Here is a 338-nt window from a genome sequence, read left to right as displayed (position 1 = left end):
ACTTTCGCCAGTGCAAAGGCGTTAAACAAGTAGTCTTTTTTGCCTTTGTACCAGTGTTTTTTGCTGGCGTCATAGCGGCCGCCAGCCACTAAAATGTGCAAATGCGGATGTAAGTTACGCTGTCGGCTGTGGGTGTGCAGCACCGAGGTAAAGCCGAGCTCGCCTTTGTTCTGCTTGGCGGCGAAGTCTTTAAGGATGCTGGCGGTCACCTTAAACATAATGGGATATAAATGGCACGGATGATGGGCCGCGAGTGACCTGAGCTCATAAGGCAAGGTGAAGGTCACCATAAAATAGGTGGTGGGTAGCAGCTTACTTTGTTGTCGCCATAACCATTG

Annotated in this window: 1 protein-coding gene; it reads right to left on the bottom strand. The window is 50.0% G+C overall.

Annotation, left to right across the window (positions count from 1 at the left end):
* Positions 1 to 338: transposase (locus Q4519_RS21790; RefSeq protein WP_303516036.1), on the bottom strand; the 338-nt coding region annotated here is incomplete at both ends.

It is taken from the genome of Motilimonas sp. 1_MG-2023, from assembly GCF_030547455.1.
GTDB lineage: Bacteria > Pseudomonadota > Gammaproteobacteria > Enterobacterales > CBDFNC01 > Motilimonas.
This window is presented reverse-complemented; position numbering and strand designations above follow the sequence as displayed.